The 26,165-nt window shown below is 69.6% G+C and carries 19 protein-coding genes; 14 read left to right on the top strand and 5 right to left on the bottom strand.

Annotation, left to right across the window (positions count from 1 at the left end; all coding sequences use genetic code 11):
- The first annotated feature begins 137 nt into the window (after positions 1-137).
- Positions 138-848, top strand: a complete 711-nt coding sequence (locus OG210_RS04550) for a class III extradiol dioxygenase subunit B-like domain-containing protein (RefSeq protein ID WP_328332202.1) — start codon at positions 138-140, stop codon at positions 846-848.
- Positions 849-1,038: 190 nt separating this feature from the next.
- On the opposite strand, the gene OG210_RS04545 is transcribed toward OG210_RS04550, so the two are convergent.
- Together OG210_RS04545 and OG210_RS04540 are read right to left on the bottom strand one after the other, a co-directional pair.
- Positions 1,039-1,284, bottom strand: coding sequence for an antitoxin (locus OG210_RS04545; protein WP_328332205.1), 246 nt, complete (start codon positions 1,282-1,284; stop codon positions 1,039-1,041).
- A 28-nt stretch (positions 1,285-1,312) separates the two neighbouring features.
- A complete protein-coding gene (locus OG210_RS04540) occupies positions 1,313-1,609 on the bottom strand; it encodes a hypothetical protein (RefSeq protein WP_328332206.1) in 297 nt (98 codons plus the stop codon).
- 182 nt (positions 1,610-1,791) lie between these two features.
- Between OG210_RS04540 and miaA the strand changes: the two genes are divergently transcribed.
- From miaA to hflX, 6 genes are all read left to right on the top strand, one after another.
- Positions 1,792-2,730 carry a tRNA (adenosine(37)-N6)-dimethylallyltransferase MiaA gene (gene miaA / locus OG210_RS04535; protein WP_328332208.1) on the top strand — a complete coding sequence of 313 codons (939 nt, stop codon included), beginning with the start codon at positions 1,792-1,794 and terminating at the stop codon, positions 2,728-2,730.
- Positions 2,731-2,836: 106 nt separating this feature from the next.
- Positions 2,837-3,295 carry a hypothetical protein gene (locus OG210_RS04530; protein WP_328332210.1) on the top strand — a complete coding sequence of 153 codons (459 nt, stop codon included), beginning with the start codon at positions 2,837-2,839 and terminating at the stop codon, positions 3,293-3,295.
- Between the two features lie 47 nt (positions 3,296-3,342).
- Positions 3,343-4,215: a diaminopimelate epimerase gene (gene dapF / locus OG210_RS04525; protein WP_328332212.1), complete on the top strand. Its 873-nt coding sequence runs from the start codon at positions 3,343-3,345 to the stop codon at positions 4,213-4,215.
- A 194-nt stretch (positions 4,216-4,409) separates the two neighbouring features.
- Positions 4,410-6,557 carry a bifunctional (p)ppGpp synthetase/guanosine-3',5'-bis(diphosphate) 3'-pyrophosphohydrolase gene (locus OG210_RS04520; protein WP_371535028.1) on the top strand — a complete coding sequence of 716 codons (2,148 nt, stop codon included), beginning with the start codon at positions 4,410-4,412 and terminating at the stop codon, positions 6,555-6,557.
- A gap of 98 nt (positions 6,558-6,655) precedes the next feature.
- Positions 6,656-8,113 (top strand): M1 family metallopeptidase, encoded by a 1,458-nt coding sequence (locus tag OG210_RS04515; protein ID WP_328332216.1) that lies wholly within the window; start codon positions 6,656-6,658, stop codon positions 8,111-8,113.
- A 148-nt stretch (positions 8,114-8,261) separates the two neighbouring features.
- Positions 8,262-9,779, top strand: coding sequence for a GTPase HflX (hflX, locus tag OG210_RS04510; RefSeq protein ID WP_328332218.1), 1,518 nt, complete (start codon positions 8,262-8,264; stop codon positions 9,777-9,779).
- A gap of 141 nt (positions 9,780-9,920) precedes the next feature.
- On the opposite strand, the gene OG210_RS04505 is transcribed toward hflX, so the two are convergent.
- Both OG210_RS04505 and OG210_RS04500 read right to left on the bottom strand, forming a co-directional pair.
- Positions 9,921-11,090, bottom strand: a complete 1,170-nt coding sequence (locus OG210_RS04505; protein WP_328332220.1) for a hypothetical protein — start codon at positions 11,088-11,090, stop codon at positions 9,921-9,923.
- Between the two features lie 75 nt (positions 11,091-11,165).
- Positions 11,166-12,386, bottom strand: coding sequence for a hypothetical protein (locus OG210_RS04500; RefSeq protein ID WP_328332222.1), 1,221 nt, complete (start codon positions 12,384-12,386; stop codon positions 11,166-11,168).
- A 298-nt stretch (positions 12,387-12,684) separates the two neighbouring features.
- On the opposite strand from OG210_RS04500, the gene OG210_RS04495 reads away from it, so the two are divergent.
- From OG210_RS04495 to OG210_RS04475, 5 genes are all read left to right on the top strand, one after another.
- Positions 12,685-14,070, top strand: a complete 1,386-nt coding sequence (locus OG210_RS04495; RefSeq protein WP_371535027.1) for a diaminobutyrate--2-oxoglutarate transaminase family protein — start codon at positions 12,685-12,687, stop codon at positions 14,068-14,070.
- Positions 14,071-14,115: 45 nt separating this feature from the next.
- On the top strand, positions 14,116-16,074 hold the full coding sequence (locus OG210_RS04490) for an IucA/IucC family protein (RefSeq protein WP_328332226.1): 1,959 nt from the start codon (positions 14,116-14,118) through the stop codon (positions 16,072-16,074).
- Between the two features lie 38 nt (positions 16,075-16,112).
- Positions 16,113-16,853: a GNAT family N-acetyltransferase gene (locus OG210_RS04485; protein ID WP_328332229.1), complete on the top strand. Its 741-nt coding sequence runs from the start codon at positions 16,113-16,115 to the stop codon at positions 16,851-16,853.
- A 264-nt stretch (positions 16,854-17,117) separates the two neighbouring features.
- Positions 17,118-18,923, top strand: a complete 1,806-nt coding sequence (locus OG210_RS04480; protein ID WP_328332231.1) for an IucA/IucC family siderophore biosynthesis protein — start codon at positions 17,118-17,120, stop codon at positions 18,921-18,923.
- Between the two features lie 38 nt (positions 18,924-18,961).
- Complete coding sequence (locus OG210_RS04475; protein WP_328332233.1) at positions 18,962-20,932, top strand: ATP-dependent DNA helicase; 1,971 nt, start codon at positions 18,962-18,964, stop codon at positions 20,930-20,932.
- Positions 20,933-21,104: 172 nt separating this feature from the next.
- On the opposite strand, the gene lexA is transcribed toward OG210_RS04475, so the two are convergent.
- Positions 21,105-21,899 (bottom strand): transcriptional repressor LexA, encoded by a 795-nt coding sequence (lexA, locus tag OG210_RS04470; RefSeq protein ID WP_328332235.1) that lies wholly within the window; start codon positions 21,897-21,899, stop codon positions 21,105-21,107.
- Positions 21,900-22,460: 561 nt separating this feature from the next.
- Between lexA and nrdR the strand changes: the two genes are divergently transcribed.
- Complete coding sequence (gene nrdR, locus OG210_RS04465; RefSeq protein WP_328332238.1) at positions 22,461-22,973, top strand: transcriptional regulator NrdR; 513 nt, start codon at positions 22,461-22,463, stop codon at positions 22,971-22,973.
- Between the two features lie 125 nt (positions 22,974-23,098).
- A complete protein-coding gene (locus OG210_RS04460; RefSeq protein WP_328332240.1) occupies positions 23,099-25,984 on the top strand; it encodes a vitamin B12-dependent ribonucleotide reductase in 2,886 nt (961 codons plus the stop codon).
- Positions 25,985-26,165 lie beyond the last annotated feature (181 nt).

The following is a 26,165-nucleotide window of genomic DNA, read 5'->3' as shown; positions in this document are numbered from 1 at the left end:
GTTTCGGGCGGCGGTCCCGGCGGCTGTCCGGCTCCTGCCCGGCAGGGGCCAGGGTTTGTCCCACCGGTCTCCGCTCTCCGCGCGGGCGTCGCGACGGGGTCAGCCTGCCCGTCGCGGCACTGGGTAGGCTGCGGATCATGCTCGTAGCCGCCGCCGTCTGCCCCTGTCCGCCCCTGCTCGTGCCCGAGGTGGCCGCCGGTGCGGCGTCCGAACTCGACGCTGCCAGGGCCGCCTGCCTCGACGCCGTCGGAGTGCTTGCCGCGGCCCGGCCCGATCTGCTGATCGCCGTGGGGCCTGCCGGTGCCGCGGACCGGGGGGCGCACCCCGAAGGCGCCACCGGCTCGTTCAGCGGCTTCGGAGTGGACCTCCAGGTACGGCTGGGGACGTCGGACGCAGGGTCCGGACGCCGGCTCCCGCCGTCCCTGTCGGTCGCCGCCTGGCTGCTGGGCCGTGCGGAGTGGGCCGACGCCCCGGTCGAGGGGCTGGGTGTCGGCGAATCGCTGGAGCCGGAACGCTGTCTCGCAGCCGGACGGGAGCTGGCCGGCCGCGCCGAACGTGTCGCCCTGCTGGTCATGGGCGACGGCAGCGCCTGCCGCACCCTGAAGGCACCCGGTTACCTGGACGAGCGCGCCGCCGGCTTCGACGCCGCCGCCGCACGGGCACTGGGCACGGCGGACGTGGCCGCGCTGAAGGCGCTGGATGCCGGGCTGGCGTACGAACTGAAGGCCGCGGGCCGAGCGCCCTGGCAGGTCCTGGCGGGCGCGGCCGAGGGTATGGAGCCGGGCGGCCGGCTGCTCTACGACGATGCTCCGTACGGCGTCGGGTACTCCGTCGCCACCTGGTCCTGAGCGCCGATACCCGCAGACGGCGTGTTCCGGGAGACAGCGCGTTCAAGGAAACCCAGCGTTCCCGGAAGCAAGGCGTTCCCGGAAGCAAGGCGTTCCCGGAAACACGGCGTTCCCGGAAACACGGCGGGCGGTCGTGGAGCGAGGTGCTCCGCGACCGCCCGCCGTGCTGTGCCGGATCTGCCGTGCCGGATCAGGAGGCAGCGGGCGGCTTGGTCGTACCGCCGCCGTCCTTGTGCGAGAGGCGCTCCAGGGCTTCCTTGGCCTTGCCGGTGCCTGATTCGATCTTCTCGCTGTACTTGCCATTGGTCCGGGCGTCGACCGTGTGAGCGGCCTTGTCGAGACCCTCTCCGATCTTGTCCCCGTGCTGCTGCGCGAGGTCGGAGACCTTGTCCTTGGCCGGTCCGAGCTTGGCTTTCACGTTGTCCAGGAATCCCATGGCTACCTACTTCCCTCCGGAGGGCGTTCTACTTGCGAACGCCCTCACCGGCTTCGTTGTCGGCGGCCGCGGCCGCCGACTGCTGACGCGGGATCTCCACGCTCTCTGCGGTGCCGCCCGCAGTGTCCGCCGCGGGCGCCGCCTGTCCGGCCGGGTCCTCGGACGCCGGCCCCGGGGCCGGGCCCCCGACCGCTCCGTCAGCGGACTTCTCGGCGGACTCCTCAGCCGGCTCCCGCGCCGGAGCTTCGGTCACGGCGTCCACGGCCGGCTCCTCGACGGTTTCCTCGGCCTTCGCCTTCCGACGGAACACTGCAAAAATACCCATATTCACTCCATAACGTACTCGTGTGAGCGAAATTCCTGGCCACCCGGAGCGCCTGATTGCGCCGACCGGGCCCACCGGTCGAAAGCCGTAGGCCGGAACCTCGGAAGAGGAAACGAATCCGGGCACCCGGCCGTCACGTAACTCATTCGGGGACAGGCCCCGGGGTTTGCGAGACTGAGACGGTGAGAAGTGCAGCTCCCGCAGCGCGGGTCATCGCCGTCGTCGGTCCCACCGCGGCCGGAAAGTCCGATCTGGGCGTCGCCATCGCCCGGCATCTCGGCGGCGAAGTCGTCAACGCCGACTCCATGCAGCTCTATGAAGGGATGGACATCGGAACAGCCAAGCTGACGCTCGAAGAGCGCGGCGGCGTTCCGCACCACCTCCTCGACATCTGGAGCGTGACCGAGGCAGCCAGCGTCGCCGAGTACCAGCGGCTCGCCCGCGCGGAGATCGACCGGCTTCTCGCAGCCGGCCGCACACCGGTCCTGGTGGGGGGCTCCGGGCTGTACGTCCGCGGGGCCATCGACGCGCTGGAGTTCCCCGGCACCGACCCCGGCGTACGGGCCCGCCTCGAGGACGAGCTGGAGCGGCACGGCCCCGGAGCGCTCCACGAACGGCTGGCCGCCGCCGACCCGGAGGCCGCCGTCGCGATCCTGCCCAGCAACGGCCGCAGGATCGTCCGGGCCCTGGAGGTCATCGAGATCACCGGAAAGCCCTTCACCGCCAATCTGCCGGGCCCCGACCCGGTCTACGACACCGTGCAGATCGGCGTCGACGTCGCCCGCCCGGAGCTGGACGAGCGCATCGCCCTGCGTGTCGACCGGATGTGGGACGCCGGTCTGGTGGACGAGGTCCGCACGCTGGAGGGCCGGGGGCTCCGGGAGGGGCGCACCGCGTCGCGCGCTCTCGGGTACCAGCAGGTGCTCGCGGCGCTCGCGGGGGAGTGCACCGACGACGAGGCGCGCACCGAGACCGTACGCGCCACGAAACGCTTCGCGCGCCGCCAGGATTCATGGTTCCGACGTGACCCACGGGTGCACTGGCTCAGCGGTGCGGCCGCGGACCGGACGGAACTTACCGGGCAGGCGCTGGCCTTGGTCGAACGGGCGGTCACAGCCTGATCACGTGATGGCATCGGGACGCTCAGCCCGTCAGTTCGCGGCCGGGGGGCGTGCCATCATCGATCTGCGATCGACAGTGGAGTCCGAGTGGGGAGGGCGTGTGGCGATGGAGGCCGGCCCTCGCGACAGCGAACGCGACGGAGAACGCGGCAGCGGCCCGGGACACCCCGACGCCCCGCGGCTCAGCCCCGACGGACCCGATGCGATGGACATCTCCCAGGTGGCTCCCGAAGTCGAGGTCGAGCTGCGGCCGCAGCGCAGGCTCCGCATCTGGCAGCTCGCCCCGATCGTGGTGCTGGCCGCCGTCGGATCGCTGATGTTCGCCTTCCCGCTCGCCTTCGAGTTCGGTGACGGCGGCCCGGTGGTCGCCATGCTCGGGCTGCTGATCAGCTGCTGCGCGGCCGGCTGGGGCATGATGGCCGCCCGCCGCGTCGGCTACACGTGGCCGGGGCTGCCCGCCCGAGGCTCGGGGGTGCGACCGGACTGGCGGATGGCCGCCCTCTACGTCCTGGCCTTCTGCGTGATCGTGGCGCTCGCCGTGGGGCGCGTGGCCCGGCTGCGCTGAGCCGCGCCCGCCCGCCCGTACCGGCGGACACCTCGTACGATGGCAGGGTGACCATCTCGCAGATCGCCTTCCTCAAGGGCCACGGGACCGAGAACGACTTCGTGATCGTCCCCGACCCGGACAACGTCATCGACCTGCCCGCATCGGCGGTCGCCGTGCTGTGCGACCGCCGGGCGGGCATCGGCGGCGACGGTCTGCTGCACGTCGTGCGGTCCGCCGCGCACCCGGAGGCCCGGGCGATGGCAGGCGAGGCCGAGTGGTTCATGGACTACCGCAACAGCGACGGCTCCATCGCCGAGATGTGCGGGAACGGCGTCCGCGTCTTCGCCCGCTACCTCCAGCGCGCCGGACTGGTGGACGCGGGGGACCTGGTCATCGCGACGCGCGGCGGAGTGAAGCGGACCCACCTCGCCAAGAACGGCGACATCACCGTCTCCATGGGCCGGGCCGCGCTTCCCACGGACGGGGTGACCGTCACGGTCGGCGACCGGGCCTGGCCCGCGCTGAACGTGAACATGGGCAATCCGCACGCCGTCGCCTTCGTCGACGATCTGGCGGATGCCGGGGCCCTGCTCTCCGTACCGCAGTTCGCACCGGAGTCCGTCTACCCGGACGGTGTCAACGTCGAGTTCGTCGTGGACCGTGGTGAACGCCACGTAGCCATGCGGGTGCACGAGCGCGGCTCGGGCGAGACCCGGTCCTGCGGTACGGGTGCCTGCGCCGTCGCCGTCGCGGCGGCCCGCAGGGACGGCATCGACCCGGCGCTCACCGGCGAGCCCGTGACGTACACCGTGGACCTCCCCGGCGGGCGGCTGGTGATCACCGAGCTGCCGGACGGCGAGGTCGAGATGACGGGTCCCGCGGTGATCGTCGCCGAGGGCACGATCGACGCCTCGTTCTGGGAAACGGCCCTCTCCTGAGGCGCGTTCGGATCAGGCCCCGCGAGCCCGGCCCGATCCAAACGAAAGGTCCTGGACTTCGCTCGAATGGGTGATCCGTTTCACGCTGGGCGGGAGCGGGCGGATACCGCGTGGTGGGCTCGGTAGCATCAAGCACCGGCCCGGAGCGCCCAGTCGCAGCCCGTCCACCGCCGGTCGACACTGCCGGAGGTGCCATGAGTGCAGAGGCCGCCAGCCCCAACGGTGCGTCCCCGGAGATCCGTCCGGTGGACAACCCGGGCCGCAGACGCGGTCGCGCCAGAATCGATCTGCGCAGACTGGGCCGTGCCGCACTGTTCGGGCCCGCCTCGCGCAGCGGTCTGCCCGACGCCATCGGCCACGTCGCCGAGGCCCACCGGGCGCACTTCCCGGATGCCGATCTCGCCGTGCTGCGGCGGGCGTACGTTCTTGCTGAAACGTCCCACCGCGGCCAGATGCGCAAGAGCGGCGAGCCCTACATCACCCACCCGCTCGCGGTGACCCTGATCCTCGCCGAACTGGGCGCCGAGACAACGACCTTGACCGCTTCGCTCCTCCACGACACGGTCGAGGACACAGAGGTGACGCTCGCCCAGGTACGGGAGGGGTTCGGCGACGAGGTCTGCTATCTGGTCGACGGCGTGACCAAACTGGAGAAGGTCGACTACGGGGCAGCGGCCGAGCCCGAGACCTTCCGCAAGATGCTCGTGGCCACCGGCGACGACGTCCGGGTCATGTCGATCAAACTCGCCGACCGGTTGCACAACATGCGCACGCTCGGCGTGATGCGCCCCGAGAAGCAGGCGAGGATCGCCAAGGTCACCCGCGATGTGCTGATCCCGCTGGCCGAACGGCTCGGTGTGCAGGCGCTCAAGACCGAGCTGGAGGATCTGGTCTTCGCGATCCTGAACCCGGAGGAGTACGAGATCACACGTGCCCTCATCGCCGCGCAGGACGCCACCGCCGACCCGCTCGTCACCATCGCCGAGGACGTCAGAAGGGTGCTGAGAGAGGCGGGGATCACCGCCGAAGTCCTCATCAGGCCCCGGCACTTCGTCTCCGTCCACCGGGTCAGGACGAAACGCGGCGAGCTGTGTCCCACGGACTTCGGCCGGCTCCTGGTGCTCGTCGGTGAGGACGCGGACTGCTACGGCGTACTGGGCGAGCTGCACACCTGTTTCACGCCGGTGATCTCCGAGTTCAAGGACTTCATCGCATCGCCCAAGTTCAACCTCTACCAGTCGCTGCACACGGCCGTCGCCAGTGCGGGCGGGGACGTCGCCGAAGTCCTCATCCGCACCCACCTGATGCACAAGGTCGCCGAGGCCGGGGTGGTCGCGCTCGGCAATCCGTACGTACCGCTCGACGGCCCGCACTCCGCAGCCACCATCGCGAACGCCGCCGCCGGCACCGCGGAGGACGGCGCACGCGTCGACCCCAGCCGCCCCGGCTGGCTCTCCAGGCTCCTCGAATGGCAGGAATCAGCGCCCGACCCGGACACGTTCTGGTCCACACTCCGCGCCGACCTCGCACAGGACCGGGAGATCACCGTCTTCCGGGCCGACGGCGGCACGCTCGGTCTGCCCGCCGGGGCGAGCTGTGTGGACGCGGCCTACGCGCAGCACGGCGAGAAGGCGCACTCCTGCATCGGCGCACGTGTCAACGGGCGTCTGGCTACCCTCAGTACGGTGCTCAGCGACGGCGACACCGTCCAGTTGCTGCTCGCCGAGGACACCGCGTCCGGGCCGTCGCCCGACTGGCTCGGCCATGTGCGCACCCCCGGCGCGCGGATCGCGATCACCGGCTGGCTCGACGCCCACCCCGAAGGGGCGGCGGTACCGGCGGCGGCTCCCCGGCCCAGCGCTTCGGTGACCGGCGGAGCGATGCGCAGGGCGGCCGCCGGGGCCGTCGTGGGCGTGCCGAACGCGACGGTACGGCTGGCCGGCTGCTGCACACCGGTGCCGCCCGACGCCGTGACCGGATTCACCGTGCGCGGCGGCGCCGTCACCGTCCACCGTGAGGGATGCCCGTCGGTGACCCGGATGCTGTCCCTGGGACGGCCCCCCGTCGAGGTGAACTGGGGTGCCACAGGCGACTGCAGGGTCACGCTGGTCGCCGAGGCTTTCGGACGGCCGCAGCTCTTCGCCGACCTCACCGAGGCCATCGCCACGGCAGGTGTCGCGGTCGTCTCGGCCACCGTGGAACCGCCGTCCGAGCAACGCGTACGCCACACCTACACACTGCAACTCCCGGACGCCGCAGGGCTTCCCGCCCTGATGCGCACCATGCGGGACGTGCCCGGCGTCTACGACGTGAGCCGCGCCCAGCATCCGGCCACTGCCTGACCCACGACCGCCTGACCGCACGACCGGCTGACCACACGTTCGGGTGGCCCGGCGCGCTGCGCCGGGGCGCGCGCGGCAGGGGCTGGTAGCCGTAGTCCATGCTGTTCATCTCCCGGCGCGCGCGAGGCGTCCTGCTCGCGACCGCATCGGCGGCCCTCATCGCCGCCACGCTGCCCGCACCCGTCCCCCTCGGCATCGGCGATCCGCTCTTCCCACACCTGGGCAACCCCGGGTACGACGTCCTCTCGTACGACATCGGCCTCACCTACCCCGGCAGCAACACCACCCCGCTGGAGGCCGTGACCAGCATCGACGCCCGGGCCACGGCGCCACTGCGGCGCATCAACCTCGACTTCGCGCGCGGCACCGTGCACTCGGTGGAGGTGAACGGTGAGCCGGCCCGGTTCGCCACCGCGGACGAGGACCTGGTCGTGACCCCGCACAGCGCGGTCAGGGCCGGAAACCCGCTGCGGATCACCGTCCGGCACACCAGCGACCCGCGGGGCGCCGCCGACGGCGGCTGGATCAGGACCCCCGACGGCCTGGCCATGGCCAACCAGGCAGACGCCGCCCACCGGGTCTTCCCCTGCAACGACCACCCCGCCGACAAGGCCTTCTTCACGTTCCGGATCACCACCCCGCGGAAACTGACGGCCGTCGCCAACGGCCTGCCCGGCCCCCGGACGACCCGCGCCGGCCGCACCACCTGGACCTACCGGACCCGCCACCCCATGGCCACGGAACTGGCCCAGGTGTCGATCGGCGACTCGGCCGTGATCCACCGGACCGGACCGCACGGACTGCCGATGCGCGACGTCGTACCCGCGGCCGACCGGAAGAAGCTGGAGCCCTGGCTGCGGAAGACCCCCGCCCAGCTGGCCTGGATGGAGTCGAAAGCCGGGCGCTACCCCTTCGAGACGTACGGGGTCCTCATCGCCGACACGGGCACCGGCTTCGAGCTGGAGACCCAGACCCTGTCCCTCTTCGAGCGGCGGATGTTCGCCGGGGGCTCCTTCCCCGAGTGGTACGTCGACTCGGTCATGGTCCACGAGCTCGCCCACCAGTGGTTCGGCGACAGCGTCTCACCGCACCGCTGGTCCGATCTCTGGCTGAACGAGGGGCACGCCACCTGGTACGAGGCGCTCTACGCGGACGAGCACGACGGGAAGTCGCTGGCGACCCGGATGCGCGACGCCTACCGCCGGTCCGACGGCTGGCGGGCGGAGGGCGGCCCTCCGGCGGCACCCAAGCCCCCGGTGCACGGGCAGAAGATCAGCATCTTCCGGCCGGTGGTCTACGACGGCAGTGCGCTCGTGCTCTACGCGCTGCGCCAGGAGATCGGGGCGGCGGCCTTCTCGGCCCTTGAGCACAGCTGGGTGAGCCGCTACCGCGACAGGTCGGCCACCAGCGCCGACTTCGCCGCGCTGGCCTCGCAGATCGCCGGGCGCGACCTCTCGGGATTCTTCCGGGGCTGGCTGTACGGGAAGAAGACTCCGCCCATGCCAGGCCACCCCGACTGGCGGAGCGCCCCGCCCCCGCGGGCGCACAAGCGCTGAAACCCGGGTGACGAGCCTCAGCGCACCATGTCACTATCGACGCGTCGGCGGCGCTGCCGGACCCGGTGGAACCTCAGGGAATCATCGGCGGCCGTCACGCGTTGTGACTGTCGAACGAAACTTTCTACCGCCTCGACGTAAGGATCCAATGCCCTCCTCTTCTTCCCCTTCCCAGGCCGCGCACGAGCAGGAAGCGCCCGAGCAGGAAGCGCAGAGCTTCAACGAGAGCCTTCGGGCCGATGCCCTGATGGAAGAGGACGTCGCCTGGAGCCACTCGATCGACGGTGAGCGGGACGGTGACCAGTACGACCGCTCGGAGCGTGCCGCGCTCCGGCGGGTGGCCGGTCTCTCCACCGAACTCGAAGACGTCACAGAGGTCGAGTACCGGCAGCTGCGCCTGGAGCGTGTGGTGCTGGTGGGCGTCTGGACCTCGGGCACCGCGCAGGACGCGGAGAACTCCCTCGCCGAGCTGGCGGCCCTCGCCGAGACGGCGGGCGCGCTCGTTCTCGACGGTGTCGTCCAGCGCCGCGACAAGCCGGACCCGGCCACCTACATCGGGTCGGGCAAGGCGCAGGAGCTGCGGGACATCGTGCTCGAATCCGGTGCGGACACGGTGGTCTGCGACGGTGAACTCAGCCCCGGCCAGCTCATCCACCTCGAGGACGTCGTCAAGGTCAAGGTCGTCGACCGTACGGCGCTCATCCTGGACATCTTCGCCCAGCACGCCAAGTCCCGGGAGGGCAAGGCGCAGGTCGCGCTCGCGCAGATGCAGTACATGCTGCCGAGGCTGCGCGGCTGGGGTCAGTCGCTCTCCCGGCAGATGGGCGGCGCCGGTGCGGGTGGCGGCGGCGGGATGGCTACCCGTGGTCCCGGTGAGACCAAGATCGAGACGGACCGGCGCCGGATCCGCGAGAAGATGGCGAAGATGCGCCGGGAGATCGTGGAGATGAAGACCGGGCGCGACATCAAGCGGCAGGAGCGCAAGCGCCACAAGGTGCCGTCGGTCGCCATCGCCGGATACACCAACGCGGGCAAGTCCTCGCTGCTGAACCGGCTGACGGGCGCGGGGGTGCTGGTGGAGAACTCCCTGTTCGCCACCCTGGACCCGACCGTGCGCAAGGCCGAGACACCGAGCGGGCGGCTCTACACGCTGGCGGACACCGTCGGGTTCGTCCGGCATCTGCCGCACCACCTGGTCGAGGCGTTCCGCTCCACCATGGAGGAGGTCGGCGAGTCCGACCTGATCCTGCACGTCGTGGACGGCTCGCACCCGGCTCCGGAGGAGCAGCTCGCCGCCGTACGCGAGGTGATCCGGGAGGTCGGGGCCACCGACGTCCCGGAGATCGTGGTGATCAACAAGGCGGACGCGGCCGATCCGCTCGTTCTGCAGCGGCTGCTGCGCATCGAGCGCCGCGCCATCGCGGTGTCGGCCCGCTCGGGGCAGGGCATCGTCGAACTGCTCGCGCTGATCGACGAGCAACTGCCCCGGCCGCAGGTGTCGCTGGAGGTTCTCGTGCCGTACACGCACGGACAGCTCGTCGCCCGTGCGCACTCCGACGGCGAAGTGATCTCCGAGGAGCACACCCCGGAGGGCACTCTGCTCAAGGCCCTGGTACACGAGGAACTGGCCGCCGATCTGGCGCCGTACGTACTCGTGGCACCCTGACACCGACAGCACGACAGCGTCCGGGAGATCCCTTCCGATGCTTACCGCGCACCTTCTGATGTAACGGCCGAGGCCCGTCCTCTCTCCAGTGAGAGGACGGGCCTCGGCGCCGTTGCCGGTGGACCACACCGGCCCGCCGCGCTACTGGTTCGCGTACCGGTCGCTCATCGCCTGGTAGAGCTGCTGCGCACCCTGGCCGAGCTGCGGCCCCGCCAGCCAGCCCGAGGTGACCGGGCCGATCGAAGTGTTGGAGACCAGCTCCGACTTACCGTCCGGTCCCGCGATGAACCAGCCGCCACCGGACGAACCACCGGTCATGGTGCAGCCGATGCGCCACATTGCCGGCGTGCCGGGACTGACGGACAGCTGCCCCGGCCGGTCGACGCACTTGTTCATCAGCTGACCGTTGAACGGCGGGGCGGCCGGGTAGCCCCAGGCGCCCATCGCGGAGACGCTCTTGGCCGCGGGGGCGTTGAAGTCGACGGTCAGCGCGTTGCCGACGGTCTCTTCGAGGGACTTGCTCCCGCTCTCCGGCTTCACATGGAGCAGGGCGTAGTCGTACGGTGCGCCCTGCCCGCCGGTGGGGCCCCCGTCCTTGATCCACGCGCTGGACGTCATGGCCCAGTCGGCCCAGTATTTGCCGTACGGGGCGACTTCCTGCGACGGTGCGTTCCGCAGCTGGGCGATCGACTTGCCCTCGTCGTTGTACGACGGCACGAACATGATGTTCCGGTACCAGCCGCCCTTTCCGCCCGCGTGGACGCAGTGGCCCGCGGTCCACACCAGATTGGACTTGCCCGGGTGCTTCGGGTCCTTGACGACCGTGCCCGAGCAGACCATGGAGCCCTCGGGGGAGTCGAAGAAGACCTTCCCGACAGGCGCCGCGTACCGGTGGTACGGGTGATTCTCCTCCTGGGCCTTCACCGGAGCGGGCGCCGGGTCGGTCACGTTCTGGTCGCCCGAACTGTCGCCGTAGGCCATGGTCTTCTGCGGGTCCTTGGCCGTCTTCATCCGGTCGGGCTTCCACAGCCCCTTGATCACCGGATTGGCGAAGTCCTTGGCATCACGGAGCCACTTGTCCTTGTCCCAGTTCTTCCACTGGCCGCTCTTCCACTTCGCCAGGTCGACACCATGGCGCTTGAGGGCGTCGGCCACACCGGCCGCGGCGTCGGCGCCGGACGCCGCGGATACCGCGGACTTGCCGGCGGCCGGAGCGTCGGCCTTGTCGTCACCGCCGCCACACGCGGTGGCCGTCAGCGCCAGGGCGGCGGCCACTCCGGTGGCGGTCAGTATCGGACGGATGGATCGCATGGAGCTGTTCCCCTTGATGGAGCGTGATCGATGGCGCTGTCCGAGGGACAGCTCTTTGAGGGGCGAGAACTGCGCCTACTGGCCCGCGTACTTCTTGCTGACCGAGTCGTAGACGCCCTTGGCCACCTTGCCGAGGCGCGGACCGGCCAGCCAGCCTGCGGTGACCGGGCCGATGGAGGTGTTCGACACGAGCGCGGGCTTGCCGTCGGCGCCCTTGGCTATCCAGCCGCCGCCGGAGGACCCGCCGGTCATGGTGCAACCGACGCGGTACATCGTCGGGTCGGCCGCGGAGAGCGACAGACGGCCCGGACGGTCGGAGCACTGGAACAGCTTCTGGCCGTCGAACGGGGGAGCCGCGGGGTAGCCGGTCGCCGTCAGGCTCGGGATCTCCGGCACCGCGGGCGCGTTGAAGTTCACCGGGAGCGCGCCTCCGACCGTCTCCTCCAGGGACTTGGTGCTGCCCTTCTCCGGAGTGACGTGCAGGACCGCGAAGTCGTACGGGGCGCCCTGACCGCCGGTGGGGCCGCCGTCGTTGATCCACTGCTCGGAGGTCTGGGCCCAGTCCGCCCAGAAGACGCCGTACGGAGCGACCTGGTCCTTCTTGGCGTTCTGCAACTGGGCAGTTGACATACCGCTGTTGTTGTACGAGGGGACGAAGGCGATGTTCCGGTACCAGCCGCCCTTCTTCCCGGCGTGCACACAGTGGCCCGCTGTCCACACCATGTTGGACTTCCCGGGGTGCGCGGGGTCCTCCACGACCGTCGCCGAGCAGACCATCGACCCTTCGGGGCTGTCGAAGAAGACCTTGCCCGCCTCTGGAATGCTCTGGTGGTATGGGGCGTTCACGCCCTGCGCGGTCACCGGCGCCGGAGTCGGGTCGGTGACTCCCTTGTCACCGGAGATGTCGTTGTCGACAGGCTTCTCCGGAGGCCTGGAGGCGTGCCGCATCCTGGACGGGTCCCAGAGCCCGGAGATGACCGGGTTGACGAAGTCCTGCGCCTCACGCAGCCACTTGTCCTTGTTCCAGTTCTTCCACTCGCCGTGCTTCCACTTGTCCAGGTCGATGCCGTGCTTCTTCAGCGCGCCCCTGACGTTGTCCGGTATGACGACCTTGCCGTCCGAGGACGACGAGGTGGTGGCGGCCGGCTTGTCACTGGCGTTGTCGTCGCCGGGACCGCAGGCGGTCGCGGTGAGGGCGAGTGCCGCCGTGAGGCCAACAGCGGCCATTGAGGGGAGCGTTCGCCGGGATGCGCGCCTCCCGCGGCGTTCGGTGGAAGTCGGGCGTAGCGGTCGCATGTGGTGATTCCCCCTGGGACTCCGGAACAACGGATTTCGGCACTGTGGTGCGGAACTGTGGAAACGGTGGAACTGATCGGAACCAAAGTGCGGGCCCCACTATGCCGGTGCCGATGTGGACGGCATAAGGCAGGGCCGTGGTTCCGCACCCGCAAGGATCTTCCGACTTGCCCGTGATCCCGGGGCGACTTCGTCGTTGGTACGGATGGGGGCCTTTGGGCTGTGTTCAGCGCCGGGGGCGACGGTCGCGGAACGAGGGACGCGGCGGCCGATCCGTACAGCGGGAGGACCAACAGCAGTGGCCGTGACCGAAACCGCACCGTCGGCGGCGACGACAGCGCACGAGGGGATCCTGCGCCGCCAGTCGATGCGTGAATCCGCGGCCCGCACCTACGCGCGGTCGCTGCCGATCGTGCCGGTACGCGCACGCGGGCTGACCATCGAGGGTGCGGACGGACGGCGGTATCTCGACTGCCTGTCGGGGGCGGGGACCCTGGCGCTCGGACACAACCACCCGGTGGTCCTCGAAGCGATCAGGAAGGTGATCGATTCGGGTGCGCCCCTGCATGTTCCGGATCTCGCCACACCGGTCAAGGACGCGTTCACCACCGAACTGTTCGAGACGCTGCCGCGCGGATTCGCGGACCAGGCACGGGTGCAGTTCTGCGGGCCGACCGGTACGGACGCGGTCGAAGCAGCTCTCACACTCGTCCGCACCGCGACCGGCCGCAGCGGAATTCTCACCTTCACCGGGGCCGATCACGGCGGCGCCCCCGACGCACGGGTGACCCGGCTGCCGTATCCGCAGGACTACCGCTGCCCGTTCGGGGTCGGCGGTGCCCGGGGCCTGGAGCTGGCCGGCAACTGGACCGAGTCCCTTCTCGACGACCCCAGGAGCGGGGTGGCTCCGCCGGCCGGGATGATCCTCGAACCGGTGCAGGGCGAGGGCGGGGTGATCCCCGGCCCGGACAGCTGGATGCGCCGTATGCGGAAGATCACGGCCGACCGGTCCATTCCGCTCATCGCGGACGAGGTGCAGACCGGCGTCGGCCGCACCGGTGCCTTCTGGGCGGTCGAGCACAGCGGGATCGTTCCTGACGTGATGGTGATGTCCAAGGCCATCGGGGGTTCCCTCCCACTCGCTGTCATCGTCTACCGGTCGGATCTGGACTGCGGGGAGCCCGGGGCCCACGGGGGTACCTTCCGCGGCAATCAGCTCGCCATGGCCGCGGGCGCCGCCACCCTCGCTCATGTCCGTGAGAACCGGCTCGCCGAGAGGGCGGCCGACCTGGGCGCGCGCATGATCGGCAGACTGCGGGGCCTGGCCGCCGACCACCCGGCCATCGGCGACGTACGGGGCCGGGGCCTGATGATCGGCGTGGAGCTCGTCTGCCCGGAAGCCGCCGAAGCCGCCGAAGCGGCAATTGCTGCCGATGACCGGGAGACAGGTGCCGTCGGCCCCTCGGCGGCTGACCCCGTGCTCGCGGCCGCCGTACAGCGGGAGTGCCTGGCCAGGGGACTCATCGTCGAACTCGGCGGCCGCCACGCGAGCGTCGTGCGTCTGCTGCCTCCCCTCACCCTCACCGACGAACAGGCAGAGGCGGTACTGGACCGGCTCGCCGACGCCCTGTCCGCCGCCGAACGCGCCATCCACGGCCGTCATGAGACCTGTCACCCGCACTGAACCCACCTCCCCCCATTCCTCCCCGGCCGCGCAAGGAAGCACCCCGTGAACCCCACGCCTGACCCTGATGCCCCCGAGACCGGTGACTCCGCCGTTCCCAGCAGCCGTACAGCAGGTCCGCTCCCGGCCCAGCCATTCCCGGCCCACCCGTTGCGGGCCGACTCCCTCACCGTCGGCCCGGTATCGACCGGTTCGATCTCGGCCGGTCCCGAGACGGTGCCGCGCCAGATGACGGCGGACCGTACCCCTGACGGGCGCCCGGGATCCGGCCTCTTCGAAGACCCCGTCGACGCGTCGGACCCCCACACGGCCGCCGAAGCTGCGGCCGTCGAGAACCTGCTGCGCTGCTGGGTCCGGGAGACCAACCTGTCCGCACCCACCGGGCCCACACTGCGCATCCCCCTGAATGCCAGCGGTATCGCGCTGCTCGTCCCTGTCCTGTACTGGTCGGCCACCGGCTGGCACCGGTTCGGCAAACCCGTACTCGAAGGCGGATCGATCGGTGCGCCACGCGCCGACGCTGTCACCGTCGCCGCCCTCCTCGGCAGGGAAGCGGGCCAGAGCGACAGCACCGAACTGGTCGGCAGGGTCGCCGATTCGGTTCAACGGACCGCCGTCTTCATCACCGAGCGCCGTCGCAGTCCGGAGCCGTCCAGTGAGGCGGATCCCTTCCTGACCGCAGAGCAGTCTCTTCTGCTCGGTCACCCGCTGCACCCCACCCCGAAGAGCCGTGAGGGACTCTCGGACGCCGAACTGCGACTGTTCTCACCGGAGTTGCACGGCTCGTTCCCCCTGCACTGGATGGCCGTCGACCGCTCCCTGCTCGCCCAGGACTCGGCGTGGACGGAGGGGGGACGCACGCTGCCCGCCGACCGGCTCACCGCCCGCTTCGCGGGTGCCGTCCAGCACCCCGACAACACAGCCCTTCTGCCGCTCCATCCCTGGCAGGCCCGGGACCTGCCCCACCGGCCCGCGGTGGCAGCTCTTCTCGACGCGGGGTTGCTGCACGACCTCGGTCCGTACGGTGACCGCTGGTATCCCACCTCCTCCGTACGCACCGTCCACCGGCCGGGCGGTGAAGCGATGCTCAAGCTGTCCCTCGGGCTCCGCATCACCAACTCCCGCCGGGAGAACCTCCGCAAGGAACTCCACCGCGGCGTGGAGGTCCACCGGATCCTGCGGAGCGGCCTCGGGAGTGCATGGCAAGCAGCCCACCCCGGTTTCGACATCGTCCGTGATCCGGCCTGGCTGGCCGTGAACACGCCTGACGGTGAACCGCTTCCGGGCTTCGACGTCGCCCTCCGCCACAATCCGTTCAGCGCCGCCGACGACGCCGTCTGCGTCGCCGGTCTCACCGCGATCCACCCCCGCCCCGGCGGCGGCGCCATGCGCTCGCGGCTCGCCGACATCGTGACCGCACTCGCGGCCAGGACCGGGCGGTCCACCGGAGCTGTCGCGACCGAGTGGTTCCTGCGCTATCTCGACCACGTCGTACGCCCGGTGCTGTGGCTGGACGGCACCGCGGGCATCGCCCTCGAAGCGCATCAGCAGAACACCATCGTCATCCTCGGCCCCGGCGGCTGGCCCGTCGGCGGCCGATACCGCGACAACCAGGGCTACTACTTCCGGGAGTCCCACCGTGCCGCACTGGAGAAGCGCATCCCCGGGATCGGAGCCGTCAGCGACACCTTCGTCGCAGACGACGTCACCGATGAACGCTTCGCCTACTACCTCGCCATCAACAACGTCTTCGGACTGATCGGCGCCTTCGGCGCCCAGCGACTCGCCGACGAACGGCTGCTGCTCGCTGCCTTCCGGCAGTTCCTCACCCGAGCCACCGCACTCGGCTCCCCTTTGCCTGCTCAACTTCTCGACACCCCCGTCCTGCGTACCAAGGCCAACCTGCTGACCCGACTCCACGGACTCGACGAACTCGTCGGCCCGGTCGACACCCAGTCCGTCTACGCCCGTCTCACCAACCCCCTTCACCCCACTGGGGCATGACCCGACCGATAGCTGAGCAGAGAATGAGGAGAGTGGCCGTGCCCTCCACGGATGCGAGCGCCCATACCGGGACAGGACCTGTCCCACGGACTGACGAAGAGTCCGAGGACACCCTTGACCTGCAGCTGTCCGAGGACCTGCTGTCACTGCTGCGCACCGGAGACCCGGCACATACTCCGTGGTCCGCGACTCCCGGCTCCGCCGGTGGCGACCTGCTGGACAGCCCCGGCGCCTGGCAGCCGGTCGCCACCCCGGCCGGTGTCTTCCAACTGGTACCCGTGGACATCGAACGCGACCTCTCTCTCCTCAGCCACTGGATGAACGACCCTGCCGTCGCCGCCTTCTGGGAGCTCTCGGGCCCCGAATCCGTCACCCGCGCTCATCTGCGCCCCCAACTGGACGGCGACGGCCGCAGTGTCCCCTGCCTCGGAGTGCTCCAGGGCACCCCCATGAGCTACTGGGAGATCTACCGCGCCGACCTCGATCCACTGGCCCGGCACTATCCGGCACACCCCCACGACACCGGTCTGCACCTCCTGATCGGTGGTGTCGCCGACCGGGGGCGCGGCACCGGAACCACCCTGCTGCGCGCCGTCTCCGACCTCGTACTGGACAACCGGCCCCAGTGCACCCGCGTCGTCGCCGAGCCGGACCTGCGCAACACCCCCTCCGTGTCGGCCTTTCTCCGTGCGGGATTCCGCTACTCGGCCGAAGTCGACCTTCCCGACAAACGCGCGGCGCTGATGGTCCGCGACCGCGCCGTCCGCGACCTGATGTGAGACGTGATCCCCGATGTGAACACCTCCCATTACCGCCCAGTGGCGAACACCTCTGTGCGCCTGCCGGTACGCCTCCTACTTCTGAACCCCCCACTTCTGAACCCCCCACTTCTGAACCTCCCACCTCTGCACCCCCGTACATGCGCACCCCGTACCGGCGCACCCCTTGCCCGTACATCCCTTGCCCGTACATCCCCGCCCCTGACGAACTGCTGCTTTTGATACACCGCCCGTCCCGAATCGGTTCCACCCCGAGGAGTCCCCGTGCTGAACCCGTCTGCTGGCTTCGACTCCGAAGCAGAACCGACGCTGCTCGCCCCCGCCGAGCTCAACCCCGAGGACTGGGACCGTGCGGCCCGCCGTCTTCTCGCCAAGATGCTCAGCGCCTTCGCCTACGAAGAGATCATCGAGCCGGTGGCCCGGACCGGCGGCCGTCACACGCTCACGCTGGACGACGACCTGCCGCTGACCTTCCGGGCCCGGCGCGGCGCCTACGGGCACTGGCACATCGACCCGGACACCATCACGCTCCAGGGCGAACCGTTCAGCGATCCACTCCGCTTCCTCGTTCTGGCCCGAAGGCTGCTCGCCCTGGACGGCGCGACTCTCGGGCACCTGGTCCGCGAGCTCACCACCACCCTCGCTGCCGATGCCCGTATCGACCACACCGCGCTCCCCGCAGCCGAACTCGCCGAACTCGACTACGCGCGGCTGGAAGGCCATCAGACCGGCCACCCCTGGCTCGTTCTCAACAAGGGCCGGATCGGGTTCTCCGCGGCTGACGCCGCCCGCTGGACACCCGAGTCCCGCCGGCCCGCCCGGCTGCCATGGATCGCGGTCAGCACGGACCTCGCCCAGTACCGGGGTGTCACCGGCCTCGCGACACCCGACCGGCTCTACCGCCGCGAACTCGACACCGCCGTCCGGGAGTCATTCGCCGCCGAGTTAAGGGCCCGTGGGCTGGACCCGGACGGCTATCTCTACCTCCCCGTGCACCCCTGGCAGTGGGACGAAGTGATCCTGCCGCTCTACGCACCGGCCATCGCCCACCACCAGATCGTTCCGCTCCACGCCGATACGGATCCGCGCCTGCCGCAGCAGTCCATCCGTACCTTCCTCAACGTCGAACACCCCGAGCGGCACACGGTGAAGCTTCCGCTGTCGATCCTCAACACCCTGGTCTGGCGCGGCCTCCCCACCGAGCGCACACTCGCCGCCCCGGCCGTGACCGCCTGGGTCCAGGGACTGCGCGAGAGCGATGCGTTCCTGCGAGACGAGTGCGGCGTGATCCTGCTGGGCGAAGTCGCCTCCGTCGCGGTCGAACACCCTCTGTACGACCACCTGCCAGAAGTCCCCTACCAGTACCGGGAACTCCTCGGCGCCATCTGGCGCGAGCCGCTCGGCGTGCAGCTGGCCGCCGGTGAAGGTGCCCGTACGCTCGCCTCCCTGCTCCACACCGACAACCAGGGACGCTCCTTCACCGCGGAGCTCGTCGCCCGGTCGGGCCTCGCGCCCGCCGCCTGGCTCGAGCGGCTCTTCGCCGCACTGCTCCCCCCGCTGCTGCGCTTCCTCTACCGCTACGGAACGGTCTTCTCCCCGCACGGCGAGAACGCCATCGTCGTCTTCGACGACCACGATGTCCCCGTGCGGCTCGCGATCAAGGACTTCGTCGACGACGTCAACATCAGCGCGGAGCCCCTGCCGGAGCACGCCTCGATGCCCGCCGATGTCCGGGACGTGCTGCTGACCGAGGAGCCGGCCTTCCTGACACAGTTCATCCACTCCGGACTCTTCGTCGGTGTGTTCCGGTACCTCGCCCCTCTCTGTGAAGATCAACTAGGAGTTCCGGAGGCGGATTTCTGGTGGCTGGTCCGCGCCGAGATCCTCCGCCACCAAGCCCGGTTCCCCGAGCTCAAGGAGCGCTACGAGACGTTCGACCTGCTCACCCCGCGGATCGAACGGCTCTGCCTCAACCGCAACCGGCTCCACCTCGACGGCTACCGCGACCGCCCGAACCGGCCGCACGCCGCCGTGCACGGGACGGTCGCCAACCCTCTGCACGAGGTGTGACCCCGATTGTCAGTGCTGCCCCGTAGGGTGGTCCCGCTATGACGAAGCCCTCCCTCCCCGAGCTCCTGCACGCCGCCGTCACCGCTGTGGGCGGTACGGAGCGGCCCGGCCAGGTCACCATGGCCGAGGCTGTTGCCGAAGCGGTCGACGACAACGCCCACCTGCTGGTCCAGGCCGGCACCGGTACCGGAAAGTCGCTGGGGTACCTCGTCCCCGCGCTGGCTCACGGGGAGCGCGTCGTGGTGGCCACCGCGACGCTCGCACTCCAGCGGCAGCTCGTGGAGCGAGACCTCCCGCGTACGGTCGAGGCCCTGCAGCCACTGCTGCGGCGGCGCCCCCAGTTCGCCATGCTCAAGGGACGGTCCAACTACCTCTGTCTGCACCGCCTCCACGAGGGCGTACCGCAGGAAGAGGAGGACGGGCTGTTCGACCAGTTCGAGACAGCCGCCCCCAGCAGCAAGCTCGGCCAGGACCTGCTGCGTATGCGGGACTGGGCGGACGAGACGGAGACGGGCGACCGCGACGATCTCACTCCGGGCGTCTCCGACCGCGCCTGGGGTCAGATCTCCGTCTCCTCCCGGGAGTGTCTGGGGGCGAGCAAATGCGCCTACGGGGCAGAGTGCTTCGCCGAGGCCGCCCGTGAGCGGGCCAAGCTCGCTGATGTGGTCGTGACCAACCACGCCCTGCTCGCGATCGACGCGATCGAGGGCGCACCGGTCCTCCCGCAGCACGAGGTGCTGATCGTGGACGAGGCTCATGAGCTGGTCTCCCGGGTCACCGGTGTGGCCACAGGAGAGCTCACTCCGGGCCAGGTGAACAGGGCGGTGCGGCGTGCGGCGAAGCTCGTCAACGAGAAGGCGGCCGACGCCCTCCAGACCGCCTCCGAGACCTTCGAACGTGTCATGGAGCTGGCGCTTCCGGGCCGGCTCGAAGAGATCCCCGAGGACCTCGGTTATGCGCTGATGTCCCTGCGCGACGCGGCCCGGACGGTCATCTCGGCCATCGGCGCCACCCGGGACAAGTCCGTGCAGGACGAGGACGTCGTACGGAAACAGGCTCTGGCGTCCGTCGAGTCCATCCACGACGTCGCCGAGCGGATCACCCTCGGATCCGAGTACGACGTCGTCTGGTACGAGCGCCATGACCGTTTCGGCGCTTCCCTGCGTGTCGCGCCGCTCTCGGTGTCGGGGCTCCTCCGGGAGAAGCTTTTCGCCGACCGCTCAGTCGTTCTCACCTCCGCGACGCTCAAATTCGGCGGTGACTTCAACGGGGTCGGCGCGTCACTCGGACTCTCACCGGAGGGCACCGAGGGGGAGGACGTCCCGCAGTGGAAGGGCCTCGATGTCGGCTCGCCCTTCGACTACGCCAAGCAAGGCATTCTGTACGTCGCCAAACACCTCTCGGCCCCGGGCCGGGAGGGATCGCGTACCGACATGCTGGACGAGCTCGCCGAACTGGTGGAGGCGTCGGGCGGGCGCACACTCGGCCTGTTCTCCTCCATGAGGGCCGCCCAGGCAGCCGCTGAGGAACTGCGCAGCAGGCAGGACAGGCGTGTGCTGCTCCAGGGCGAGGAGACGCTCGGTGAGTTGATCAAGAATTTCGCAGCCGATCCCGAGACCTGCCTCTTCGGGACGCTGTCCCTCTGGCAGGGGGTGGATGTTCCGGGACCCAGCTGCCAGCTGGTGGTGATGGACCGGATCCCGTTCCCCCGCCCCGACGACCCGCTGATGAGCGCTCGGCAGAAAGCGGTCGAGGAGGGCGGCGGCAATGGGTTCATGGCCGTTGCCGCGACGCATGCCGCTCTGCTGATGGCGCAGGGCGCCGGCCGACTGGTCAGGGCCATGGGGGACCGCGGTGTCGTCGCGGTGCTGGACCCGAGGCTGGCCACCGCGCGCTACGGAAGCTATCTGAGGGCTTCGCTGCCCGATTTCTGGTTCACCACGGACCGGAACCAGATCCGCCGGTCACTGGCGTCGATCGACGCCGTGGCCAAGGAGGCCGGTCAGTAGGCCGAGACTGCTCTCCTGTGCCGCCGCAGCGAGAAGCGGTGGCACAGAGCGCGAAGCGGAAGAAACATGGAGAAACGCGCCGAGACCAGGGCGCGGAAAATGCAGGGAAAAAGGCAGGGCCCCGGAACCGGCGCAGTGAGTTCCGGAGCCCTGTTCAGGGCCGACGCGGTACTCACACGCGTCGGAGTACAGCCACTACCTTGCCGAGGATCGTGGCTTCGTCACCCGGGATCGGCTGGTAGGCGGCATTGTGCGGCAGCAGCCACACATGCCCGTCCTCGCGCTTGAAGCGCTTGACCGTGGCCTCGCCCTCCAGCATGGCTGCCACGATGTCGCCGTTCTCCGCGACGGGCTGGCGCCGCACCGTGACCCAGTCGCCGTCACAGATCGCGGCCTCGATCATCGAGTCGCCGACGACCTTGAGGACGAAGAGCTCGCCGTCACCGACCAGCTGCCGGGGGAGCGGGAAGACGTCCTCGACCGACTCCTCAGCCAGGATCGGCCCACCGGCGGCGATCCGGCCGACCAGCGGGACGTACGACGCGGCGGGCTTGCCCGTGGTGTCGGTGGTCTGGGTGCTCGGCTGGTCGGAGCCCCTGACCTCGTACGCCCGGGGGCGGTGCGGGTCGCGGCGCAGGAAGCCCTTGCGCTCCAGGGCCATCAGCTGGTGGGCGACGGACGAGGTGCTGGACAGCCCCACCGCCTGACCGATCTCGCGCATGGAGGGCGGGTATCCACGGCGCTGCACGGAGTCCCTGATCACCTCGATCACCCGCCGCTGCCGGTCCGTGAGTCCGGAGCTGTCCGCCCGGATACCGGGAGGCCGTCCGGGCAGCGAGCGTGCGGGTCGCGGGGGCAGCTGGCCTTCGGGGCCCGTTGCTGCGTCATTCATGGCATGCACCGGCTCGAGTCGGTTCTGCGAACGGTCCTGGGCGGTGATGGTCGCGGTGTCTGCGGTCGTGGTCACGTCGTCGGCCCCTCTCGAGATGTTCTCTCCCTGGTTGGACAACGGTAGTGGCTTTCGAAAGGTTGCGCCAAACACACGTTCGAGTGAAAAAATAAAATATCCTTCACATGAGCGCAGTGTCGGGTGTATGAGCACGATCGAGGCCGAAAGGCAATTCGGTCGATTACGGTACCGTCCGCCGGCTGCGCCCGTGTCGCGGGGGCGGTCGGCTGCGGAGTGTTGCGGCGAGCCCCGGTCTGTCGATGCCTGCCGTCCGTCGGCCGCTTCCTGCCGTCGCCGGTCGCTTGCCGGTGGTTGCGGGGTGGCCCCCGGTCCGGCCGCCGGCGCGCTTCCCGTACCCTCTTCCGAGCCGGGCGGCCTCGGCGGCCGAGGGCGACACGCTCTGCCGTGAAAGCAGCGCTGAACCCCAGATCTAGTGGTTGGATTCAAACAGCCACCCAGAAGTTGTGGTCCCTGGTCCCTGGTGACCCAGGGCATCGCCTATGCTTGGTGCTGCTTCGAGGGGCTCGTTCCGGGCCCGGCGAGGCTATTCGGTCGTACTGCGAAGGAGGCTCGGAAACCATGCACTGCCCCTTCTGCAGGCACCCTGACAGCCGCGTTGTCGACAGCCGTACGACGGACGACGGCACCTCGATCCGCAGGCGCCGCCAGTGCCCCGACTGCTCCCGCCGTTTCACGACGGTGGAGACGGCCTCGCTGATGGTGATCAAGCGCAGCGGGGTGACCGAACCGTTCAGCCGTACGAAGGTCATCTCGGGTGTGCGGAAGGCGTGCCAGGGGCGGCCGGTCACCGAGGACGCTCTCGCCAAACTCGGCCAGCAGGTCGAGGAGGCGCTGCGCGCCACCGGGGGCGCCGAGCTGACCACTCACGACGTCGGGCTTGCCATACTCGGCCCGTTGCAGGAACTCGACCTTGTCGCGTATCTGCGCTTCGCGTCCGTCTACCGGGCTTTCAACTCGCTCGATGACTTCGAGGCCGCCATCGCGGAACTCCGCGACGCGCAGCCCCCCGCAGTGGAATGCGAGTGCGGAGGGGCCCCCGCGGCCCCCGTACCCGCCACTGCCACCGACTGACCCTCCGGGGCCGGCGGACACAGACCTGCCTGCGGTGCTTCCTGCGCCGCAGGTGTCAGACAGACACAGTGCCATGGGAAGAACTGGGCACTTTTGGGCGTTTTAGCCCGCATATGGGAGGCGGCATGACAGAGACGGCGAGCGGCCCGGCACGAGGTTCCCGCGCTAAGGGAACCAAGGCGGCTGCTAATCGGCAGGGGCTGCGCAGCGAGCGCATCCACACCACTCCCGGCGTGCATCCGTACGACGAGGTCGTCTGGGAACGCCGTGATGTCGTCATGACCAACTGGCGCGACGGCTCGGTCAACTTCGAGCAGCGTGGCGTCGAGTTCCCCGACTTCTGGTCGGTGAACGCGGTCAACATCGTCACCAGCAAGTACTTCCGCGGCGCTGTCGGCGCGGACAACCGTGAGAACAGCCTGAAGCAGCTCATCGACCGTGTGGTGAAGACGTACCGCAAGGCCGGCGAGGAGAACGGTTACTTCGCCTCCCCGGAGGACGCCGAGCTCTTCGACCACGAGCTCACGTACGCGCTGCTGCACCAGGTCTTCAGCTTCAACTCGCCGGTCTGGTTCAACGTCGGTACGGCCCAGCCCCAGCAGGTCAGCGCCTGTTTCATCCTCTCGGTCGACGACTCCATGGAGTCCATCCTCGACTGGTACAAGGAAGAGGGGATGATCTTCAAGGGCGGCTCGGGCGCCGGCCTCAACCTCTCCCGTATCCGCTCCTCCAAGGAGCTGCTCTCCTCCGGCGGCAACGCGTCCGGCCCGGTCTCCTTCATGCGCGGGGCCGACGCCTCCGCAGGAACGATCAAGTCCGGTGGCGCCACCCGCCGTGCGGCCAAGATGGTCGTCCTCGATGTCGACCACCCGGACGTCGAGGCCTTCATCGAGACCAAGGTGAAGGAGGAGGAGAAGATCCGCGCCCTGCGCGACGCGGGCTTCGACATGGACCTGGGCGGCGACGACATCACGTCCGTCCAGTACCAGAACGCCAACAACTCGGTCCGTGTGAACGACGAGTTCATGCACGCGGTGGAGACCGGCTCGCAGTTCGGTCTGCGCTCGCGCATGACCGGCGAGGTCATCGAGAAGGTCGACGCCAAGGCGCTCTTCCGCAAGATGGCCGAGGCCGCGCACGTCTGTGCCGACCCCGGGATCCAGTACGACGACATCATCAACCGGTGGCACACCTCGCCCGAGACGGGCCGGATCACCGCGTCCAACCCGTGCAGCGAGTACATGCACCTGGACAACTCGTCGTGCAACCTCGCCTCGCTCAACCTCATGAAGTTCCTGCGCGACGACGACCAGGGCAACCAGTCGTTCGACGCCGAGCGCTTCGCCAAGGTCGTCGAGCTGGTCATCACCGCGATGGACATCTCGATCTGCTTCGCGGACTTCCCCACCGAGAAGATCGGTGAGACGACCCGCGCCTTCCGTCAGCTGGGCATCGGTTACGCCAACCTCGGCGCGCTGCTCATGGCCACCGGCCACGCGTACGACAGCGACGGCGGCCGCGCACTGGCCGGCTCCATCACCTCGCTGATGACCGGCACCTCGTACAAGCGCTCCGCCGAGCTCGCCGCGGTCGTCGGCCCGTACGACGGCTACGCCCGTAACGCGGACGCCCACAAGCGCGTCATGAAGCAGCACGCGGACGCCAACGCGACGGCCACGCGCACCGACGACCTGGACAGCCCGGTGTGGGCCGCGGCCACGGAGGCCTGGCAGGACGTCCTGCGCCTCGGTGAGAAGAACGGTTTCCGCAATGCGCAGGCGTCGGTGCTCGCACCGACCGGCACCATCGGCCTGATGATGGACTGCGACACCACGGGCGTCGAGCCGGACCTGGCCCTGGTCAAGTTCAAGAAGCTCGTCGGCGGCGGCTCGATGCAGATCGTGAACAACACGGTCCCCAAGGCGCTCAAGCGTCTCGGGTATCAGCCGGAGCAGGTCGAGGCGATCGTCGCCCACATCGCGGACCACGGCAATGTCGTCGACGCCCCCGGCCTCAAGCTGGAGCACTACTCGGTCTTCGACTGCGCCATGGGCGAGCGTTCCATCGCGCCCATGGGCCACGTACGGATGATGGCGGCCGCCCAGCCGTTCCTCTCCGGCGCCATCTCCAAGACGGTCAACATGCCCGCGTCCAGCACGGTCGAGGACGTCGAGGAGATCTACCTCCAGGGCTGGAAGCTCGGTACCAAGGCGCTCGCCGTCTACGTCGAGAACTCCAAGGTCGGGCAGCCGCTCTCGGCCAAGTCCAAGTCCGCCGGGGACGCCGGGGAGAAGACGGAGCCGAAGGCCGAGAAGGTCATCGAGTACCGCCCGGTCCGCAAGCGCCTGCCGAAGGGCCGCCCCGGCATCACCACCTCCTTCACGGTGGGCGGCGCCGAGGGGTACATGACGGCCAACTCCTACCCGGACGACGGTCTCGGTGAGGTCTTCCTGAAGATGTCCAAGCAGGGGTCGACCCTCGCGGGCATGATGGACGCCTTCTCGATCGCGGTCTCGGTCGGTATGCAGTACGGCGTTCCCCTGGAGACGTACGTCTCGAAGTTCACCAACATGCGCTTCGAGCCGGCCGGTATGACGGACGACCCCGACGTACGGATGGCGCAGTCGATCGTCGACTACATCTTCCGCCGTCTGGCGCTCGACTTCCTGCCCTTCGAGACGCGCTCGGCGCTGGGTATCCACTCGGCATCGGAGCGTCAGCGCCACCTGGACACCGGTTCGTACGAGCCGGGCGACGACGACGTGGATGTGGAGGGCCTGTCCCAGTCCGCTCCGCGCCACGTGGAGGCTCCCAAGGCCGCCGCGCCGCAGCCGGAGGCCGCTGCGGAGGTGCCCGCTCCGAAGCAGGCGCACAACTCGACCGAGCTGATGGAGATCACGCTCGGCCTGAACGCCGATGCGCCGCTCTGCTTCTCCTGCGGTACGAAGATGCGCCGTGCGGGCAGCTGCTACCTCTGCGAGGGATGCGGCTCGACCAGCGGCTGCAGCTGACACGGGCTGCGATCGCGGCTGATGTGCCTCTGAGCGCTGACGGCCGAGGGTGCTGAACCCGCTCCGGAGAGGGCGCCGACCACTGGTCGGCGCCCTCTTCCCTTACTCCGGATCCCGTACTCAGGACCGATGGTGCGAATGTGCTCCGTTCCGGAGGCCGGGGGCGGGTGAACAGACCGTT

This window comes from Streptomyces sp. NBC_00466 (assembly GCF_041433995.1).
Lineage (GTDB): Bacteria > Actinomycetota > Actinomycetes > Streptomycetales > Streptomycetaceae > Streptomyces.
This window is presented reverse-complemented; position numbering and strand designations above follow the sequence as displayed.

Coding starts and splice junctions, on each gene's coding strand:
- OG210_RS04550 (WP_328332202.1), top strand. CDS start 138: ATGCTCGTAGCCGCCGCCGTCTGCCCCTGTCCGCCCCTGCTCGTGCCC.
- OG210_RS04545 (WP_328332205.1), bottom strand. CDS start 1,284: ATGGGATTCCTGGACAACGTGAAAGCCAAGCTCGGACCGGCCAAGGAC.
- OG210_RS04540 (WP_328332206.1), bottom strand. CDS start 1,609: ATGGGTATTTTTGCAGTGTTCCGTCGGAAGGCGAAGGCCGAGGAAACC.
- OG210_RS04530 (WP_328332210.1), top strand. CDS start 2,837: ATGGAGGCCGGCCCTCGCGACAGCGAACGCGACGGAGAACGCGGCAGC.
- OG210_RS04520 (WP_371535028.1), top strand. CDS start 4,410: ATGAGTGCAGAGGCCGCCAGCCCCAACGGTGCGTCCCCGGAGATCCGT.
- OG210_RS04515 (WP_328332216.1), top strand. CDS start 6,656: ATGCTGTTCATCTCCCGGCGCGCGCGAGGCGTCCTGCTCGCGACCGCA.
- hflX (WP_328332218.1), top strand. CDS start 8,262: ATGCCCTCCTCTTCTTCCCCTTCCCAGGCCGCGCACGAGCAGGAAGCG.
- OG210_RS04505 (WP_328332220.1), bottom strand. CDS start 11,090: ATGCGATCCATCCGTCCGATACTGACCGCCACCGGAGTGGCCGCCGCC.
- OG210_RS04500 (WP_328332222.1), bottom strand. CDS start 12,386: ATGCGACCGCTACGCCCGACTTCCACCGAACGCCGCGGGAGGCGCGCA.
- OG210_RS04475 (WP_328332233.1), top strand. CDS start 18,962: ATGACGAAGCCCTCCCTCCCCGAGCTCCTGCACGCCGCCGTCACCGCT.
- nrdR (WP_328332238.1), top strand. CDS start 22,461: ATGCACTGCCCCTTCTGCAGGCACCCTGACAGCCGCGTTGTCGACAGC.
- OG210_RS04460 (WP_328332240.1), top strand. CDS start 23,099: ATGACAGAGACGGCGAGCGGCCCGGCACGAGGTTCCCGCGCTAAGGGA.